At 69.4% G+C, this 6,340-nt stretch carries 4 protein-coding genes; 3 read left to right on the top strand and 1 reads right to left on the bottom strand.

Annotation, left to right across the window (positions count from 1 at the left end; translation table 11 throughout):
• Positions 1 to 132: 132 nt before the first annotated feature.
• Positions 133 to 1,059, bottom strand: a complete 927-nt coding sequence (locus EX88_RS0122235; RefSeq protein WP_081931380.1) for a DMT family transporter — start codon at positions 1,057 to 1,059, stop codon at positions 133 to 135.
• Between the two features lie 66 nt (positions 1,060 to 1,125).
• Between EX88_RS0122235 and EX88_RS0122230 the strand changes: the two genes are divergently transcribed.
• The 3 genes from EX88_RS0122230 to ppc all read left to right on the top strand — a co-directional run bounded on the left by EX88_RS0122230 (position 1,126) and on the right by ppc (position 5,980).
• The gene (locus EX88_RS0122230; RefSeq protein ID WP_031374176.1) at positions 1,126 to 2,061 is read left to right on the top strand and encodes a LysR family transcriptional regulator; all 936 of its coding nucleotides are present in this window, start codon (positions 1,126 to 1,128) and stop codon (positions 2,059 to 2,061) included.
• A 118-nt stretch (positions 2,062 to 2,179) separates the two neighbouring features.
• Positions 2,180 to 2,935 carry a tetratricopeptide repeat protein gene (locus tag EX88_RS0122225; RefSeq protein ID WP_031374175.1) on the top strand — a complete coding sequence of 252 codons (756 nt, stop codon included), beginning with the start codon at positions 2,180 to 2,182 and terminating at the stop codon, positions 2,933 to 2,935.
• 297 nt (positions 2,936 to 3,232) lie between these two features.
• Positions 3,233 to 5,980 carry a phosphoenolpyruvate carboxylase gene (gene ppc, locus EX88_RS0122220; protein WP_031374174.1) on the top strand — a complete coding sequence of 916 codons (2,748 nt, stop codon included), beginning with the start codon at positions 3,233 to 3,235 and terminating at the stop codon, positions 5,978 to 5,980.
• The last annotated feature ends 360 nt before the right edge of the window (positions 5,981 to 6,340 follow it).

Below are 6,340 nucleotides of genomic sequence, written 5' to 3'. Positions count from 1 at the left end.
ACCGCAACCGCAACCGCAACCGCAACCGCAACCGCAACCGCAACCGCAACCGCAACGCTTGGTGGTTCGCGCCTGTTCTTGGGTAGGAGCGGCGCCCGCCGCGACCGCGTCGCTTCAATCTCGCGTCACCCCTCACCCACGCCTCGCACGCGCTCCGCTGCGCAATGCCGCGACCGCTCCGATCACGATCAACGCCGCGCCCGCCAGCGTAGAGGGCCGTGCGGGGTGGGCGAACAACAGCCAATCCAGGGCGGCGCTGACCGGCACGGCTACGTACATCAGCGGGGCGAGGGTGGAGGCGTTGTCCATGCCGCGGTAGGCGAGGTCGCGCAGGGACTGGCTGCCCAGGCTGCACAGCGACATGCCGAGTAAGGCCAGTACCAGCACCGTCGTCGATTCGGTCGTGAACGGTTGCGAGGGCAGGCGGCCCAGGCCGAGGGCGGCCAGGGGCAGGCCGACCAGCGAGGCCTGCATATACAGCTTGAACTGGTTGCGGAATGGCGGCTGGTGCTGGGCGCTGCGGTAGAAGAGCACCTGCGAGGCGGCCATGGCGAAGCCGCCGAACAGCGAGATCAAGGCGGTGCTCTCCAAACCGCGCAACGCAGGCTGCAGGACCACCAGCACGCCGGCGAAACCGATCGCCAGGCCGCACAGCGCCGCCGGGTGCAGGCGTTCGCCCAGCCAGACGCGCGCGATCAGCGGGATGAACAAGGGCCCGGTGTTGTACAGCAGCACCGCGTGCAGCAGGTCGCCGCGCATCGCCGCGAGCACGAAGCAGCCTTGCGAGATCACCACGCACACCGCCCGCACCCAGCCCGGCCGGTCGGCGCCGGACCAGGCCGCGCGCCAGTCGTCCCGGCGCGCCAACGCGACCAGACACAGGCCCGGGATCATGAAGCGCAGCCAGGTCACCAGCTCCGGTGGCAGGGCGCGGGTGTAGCGGCTAAGCAGGGCGAGCAGGGCCAGGCAGATCGAGGCGCTGGCCATGAGGCCGGCGCGCATTGCCAAGGGACGGGACGGTGCCGGCGCGGCGGCGAGCGGTAAGGGGGCTGCAGTCATGTGGTAAATCTAGACAGTCACTCGGTTCGCATAAATCGAGAAATCCAAGAGCAGCGGTAAGTAAATATGACCACTTCCGATCCGCCGTCGCGGCGCCTCCCGCCCCTGCGCGCCCTGCAGGCCTTCGCCGCCGTGGTCCGTTACGACGGCATGCGCCGCGCCGCCGAGCGCATGCACCTGAGCCATGCCGCCCTGAGCCAGCACGTGCAGCATCTGGAGGAAGCCTTCGGCCTGCGTCTGCTCGACCGCAGCGGCGGGCGGGCCCGGCCGACGCCGCTGGGGCGCGAGTACGGCGAGGCCCTGATCGCCGGCTTCGAGCAGATCGAAGCGGCGACCGCGCGCCTGCGCATGCGCGGCGACGAGGGGCGGCGGTTGATCCTCGGTGCGCCGACCAGTCTTGGGGTAAGCCTGCTGTTGCCACGCATCGAAGAATTTCCCGCCTACGCCGGGCTGGACCTGCAATTGTTCTGTCCGGCGACGGCGCAGGATCTCGCGCAGGGGCGCATCCACGCCGCCTTGTTGCATCGCGAACCGCAGGCCGACGGTCTGCACGGCGAGCTGTTGTTCGAGCAGGCGATGCTGCCGGTCGCGGCGCCCGAACTGCACGCGCGGCTCGATCCCGAGCGCTGGTGGCAGGACCCGTTGCCCGGCGTGCGCCTGTTGCATGTCGTCAGCGACGGTTGGCGGCAGGATTGGCCGAGTTGGTTCGGCGAGGATCCCGCGACCTGGCCGCTGCCGCATCTGCGCCTGTCTTCGCCGATGCCGGCGCTGAGCGCGGTGCTGGCCGGGCAGGGCATCGCCCTGATGTATCCGCGTTTGATCGCCGAGCGCCTGGCCAGCGGCGAGCTGCTGCCTTTGCCGCTGCCGCAGCCCGCGCCGGTCAAGCGCGTCTATCTGGCCTGGTTGCCGGAAGCGCAGGGCAGCGCGCGCCTGGGGCATCTGCGCGATTGGCTGGCCGGTTTGTTGCGCGCCGATGACGACGGCAAAGACACGACGGCCTAGCGCATCGAAGCCGCGGCGAGCGCCAGCGGCCGAAGCACACTGACGGGGCGGCGACCCTCTGGCGCGGCGGCCGCCGAATCACCACACTAGCGCCCGAATATCTCGCAAGGATCGCGTCATGCCGTATCTGGGGCTGGGGTTGCACGTCATCGTCGCGTTGTGTTTCGCCGTGCACGTGGTGCGCAGCGGGCAGGACCGTTACTGGTTGATGATCCTCTTCATGTTTCCGCTGCTCGGCAGCGTGGTCTACGGCTTGGCGATCTGGCTGCCGGAGCAGCGCCACAGCCAGCACGGCCGCGCCCTGGTCGGCAACGTGCGGCGCCTGCTCGATCCGGACCGCGAGTTGCGCGAAGCGCAGGACGCCTTCGAGACCGCGGCCACCACCGACAACCGCCTGCGTCTGGCCGATGCCTTGCTGAGCAAGCAGCGCCCGGCCGATGCGTTGCCGCTGTACCGCGCCTCGCTCAGCGGCATCCATCGCGACGATCCCGACATCCAGGTCAGGCTGGCGCAGGCCTTGCTCGAAAACGGCGAGGCCGCGCAAGCGCAGGCCGTGCTCGACGAACTGATCGCGCGCCGTCCCGATTTCCGATCGCCCGACGGGCATTTGATCTATGCACGCGCCATCGCCGCGCAGGGCGACCGCGCCAAGGCCAAGGACGAGTTCGAGACCCTGCTCGGTTACAGCAGCGGTTTCGAGCCGCACGTGCGCTATGCCGAAACACTGGTCGCTTGGGGCGAACTCGGACGCGTGCGCGAGCTGTGCGTGCAGGCGCAGACGCGGGCGAAGCGCTTGCCGGCCTATGCGCGGCGCATGAACAAGCCGGCGTTGGACCGTCTCAAGGCGCTGGAGAAGCAGGCGTCGGCGCCGTGATGGGCGCGGCGCCCGCTAATCGTTTCTTGTGAAATCGTTTCGTTTGTAATCGATGGCGGCGCTAGAACCGATACGCATATCGGTAGAACCGGCGCGCTGCGAAGTCTCGACGACGGTCTCGGTGGCGGCCGCGGATAAATGCTGCGTTCGGCCGGAATTCCCTGCCCGCAGCAGCTAAATCGGCGTCCGCCGCGACGCCCGGCGTGCTCGTGCGTACCTCGCCGCGGACGCTGGCCAGCGCGATACGCCCCAGCGAGCGGCAACGCAGTCGCCGCGCCGGTGTTGTAGCCTTGTCGGATGAATGTCCTCCTCGATACCAGCGACGAACCGTTGCGCGCCGTAGACTTCGCTTCCACCGACGCGCTGCTGCGCGACGACGTCAAAATGTTGGGCGCCCTGGTCGGCGAAATCCTCGCCGAGCAACGTGGGCCGGGCTTCCTCGACGAGGTCGAACGCCTGCGCCGCGCCGCCATCCGCCGGCGTGAAGCGCAGGCGCCGATCGGCGCGCTCGCCGACGCGCTCGCCGATACCGATATCGAGCAGGCCAGCGACCTGGTGCGCGCCTTCGCGACCTATTTCCAGGCGGTGAACCTGGCCGAACGCGTGCACCGCATTCGTCGCCGCCGCGACTACGAACGCAGCGGCGCCGGCGCGCAGCCGGGCGGTTTGCGCGACGCGCTCGGCGTGCTGTCGCGCCAGGGCGTCAGCGCCGAAGAAGTCGCCGCGCTGTTGCCGCGTTTGCGCATCGAACCGGTGTTCACCGCGCACCCCACCGAAGCGGTGCGGCGCGCCTTGCTCGAGAAAGAGCGCCAGATCGTCGGTTGTCTGGTCGACGATATCGACCGCGGCCGCACCCCGGCCGAACGCCGCGCCGACCGCGAGCGCATCCGCGTCGCCCTCACCGCGAGTTGGCAGACCGCAGAGGCGCCCGCGGCCAAGCCGAGCGTCGCCGATGAGTTCGAGCACGTCGGTTTTTATCTGTCCGACGTGCTGTATCGCGTGCTGCCGGTCTACTACGAAATGTTCGAGGAGGCGCTGCGCGAAACCTATGGCCCGTTCGCGCCGCTGCCCGATGTGCTCGGTTTCGGCACCTGGGTCGGCGGCGACATGGACGGCAACCCGAACGTCGGCGCCGACACCATCGCCGCGACGCTCTCCGGCCAGCGCGCGCTGGTGCTCAATGCTTATCGCCGCGAACTCGGCACCCTGGCCGAACTGCTGAGCCAATCGGTCACGCGCGTGCGCATCGACGATGCCGTGCTGGCCCGCGTCGAGGACTATCGTTACCAACTGCCGAAGGCGGCCCTGCTGCTCAAGCCGCGTCACGCCGACATGCCCTACCGCAACCTGCTCAGCCTGATGGCCGCGCGCCTGCAGGCCACGGTCGACGAGAGCGTGCACGGCTATCCGGATGCGGCGACCTTCCTGGCCGACATCGCCCTGATCGAACGCAGCCTGGCGAATAACCAGGGCGCGCACGCCGGTAGTTTCGCCGTGCGCCGCCTGCGCCGCCGCGCCGAATGCTTCGGCTTCCATCTCGCCAGCCTCGACCTGCGCCAGGATTCGGGCACCCACGATGCCGCGCTGGCGGCGCTGCTCGACCTGCCCGAGTGGGCGTCGCTGGATGTCGCCACGCGCGCCGCGCGTCTGCACACCTTGCTCGACGGCGATGCGCCGCCGGCACGGGCCGCGGCCGGCCCGGCCCAACCCACCCTCGACGTGTTCCGCGCTGTCGCCCGCCTGCGCCCGCGCTACGGCGAGCGCGCCTTCGGCCCCTACATCGTCAGCATGAGCCGCAGCGCCGCAGACGCCCTGGCGGTGCTGGCCCTGGCCAAGACAGCCGGCTGCGTCGATCGCGACGGCCGCGTGCCGCTCGACGTCGCGCCCCTGTTCGAAACCGTCGACGACCTCGACGCCGCCGCCGACACCTTGCGTGCCTTGTTCGCCGATCCGATGTACCGCTCGCATTTGCGCGCGCGCGGCAGCCGCCAGGTGGTGATGCTCGGTTATTCCGACAGCGCCAAGGACGGCGGCATGGTCGCCTCGCGCTGGGCCCTGCACCGCACCCAAAGCGCCCTGACCACCTTGGCCGCCGACAGCGGCGTGCGCATCGCCTTCTTCCACGGCCGCGGCGGTTCGATCAGCCGCGGCGGCGGCAAGACCGAGCGCGCGGTGATCGCCGCGCCGCGCGGTTCGGTCGACGGTTATCTGCGCCTGACCGAACAGGGCGAGGTGATTCACCGCAAGTACGGCATCCGCGCGCTGGCCTTGCGCAACCTCGAACAGACCACCGGCGCGGTGCTGCGCGCGACCCTGCGCCCGCGTCCGCCGGAACCGCGCGGCGACGGTTGGCGCGCGATGGCCGCCGAACTGGCCGCCGACGCACGCGCCCACTACCGCGCCCTGGTCCACGAGGACGAGTTGTTCCCGGCCTACTTCCGCGCCGCCACGCCGATCGATGTGATCGAGCGGCTGCGCATCGGTTCGCGTCCGGCCAAGCGCGCCGGCATCGGCGACATCGGTTCGCTGCGCGCGATCCCGTGGGTGTTCGCCTGGTCGCAGAACCGCGCCGGGCTGACCGCCTGGTACGGCGTCGGCACCGCGCTCGAACACGCCCTGGCGCGCCACGGCCGCGATGCCTTGAACGAGATGTCGCGCGACTGGATGTTCTTCGGCACCCTGATCGACGACCTCGAAATGGTACTGGCCAAATCCGACCCGGCGATCTTCGAGCGTTATTCGATGCTCGCCCAGGACCTGCCGGAAGGCGACCTGCATGCGCGCTTCCATCCCGGTATCGCCGAAGAATTCGAGCGCACCCGGCGCGCGGTGTTGGCGATCAAGGGCAGCGACGAATTGCTGACCGGCGACCACCGCCTGCGCCAGTCTATCCGGCTGCGCAATCCCTATGTCGACCCGATCAGCCTGCTGCAGGTCGACCTGCTGGCGCGCTGGCGCGCCGCCGGCCGTCCCGACGATGCCTTGCAGCAGGCGCTGGTGGCGACGGTCAATGGCATTGCGGCGGGTGTGCAGAATACGGGGTGATTCGGGGTTCGGTTGTGCCGTCGTGCTTCCGGGGTAGGAGCGGCGTCCCACGGGTATTTCCTTCGGTCGCAAGCCGCGACCGCGCTGCTTCGGTCTCGCGCTGTTACCGTCCCTCCTGTAGGAGCGGCGTAAGCCGCGACCGAGGCCTCGCACCTACGGCGCAACTGTCGGTTCGCAGTCGCGACTCACGTCGCTCCTACAAAAGCGGTGCGCCCAAGGGTAGGAGCGGCGCAAGCCGCGACCGTGTTGTGTCCTATTGCGGCGTCTGTGGCTGTAAGACGATGAAACAACTGCAAGAGCAACTGCAAAGCTTCCGTCCGCTGACGCGGCCGGGTTACTTTCTTTTGCTGGCCCAAAAGA

The organism is Lysobacter antibioticus (genome assembly GCF_000731095.1).
In the GTDB taxonomy this organism is placed as follows: Bacteria; Pseudomonadota; Gammaproteobacteria; order Xanthomonadales; family Xanthomonadaceae; genus Lysobacter; species Lysobacter antibioticus_B.
The sequence above is the reverse complement of the archived record's forward strand: the minus strand, read 5'-3'. Positions and strand labels throughout refer to the sequence as shown.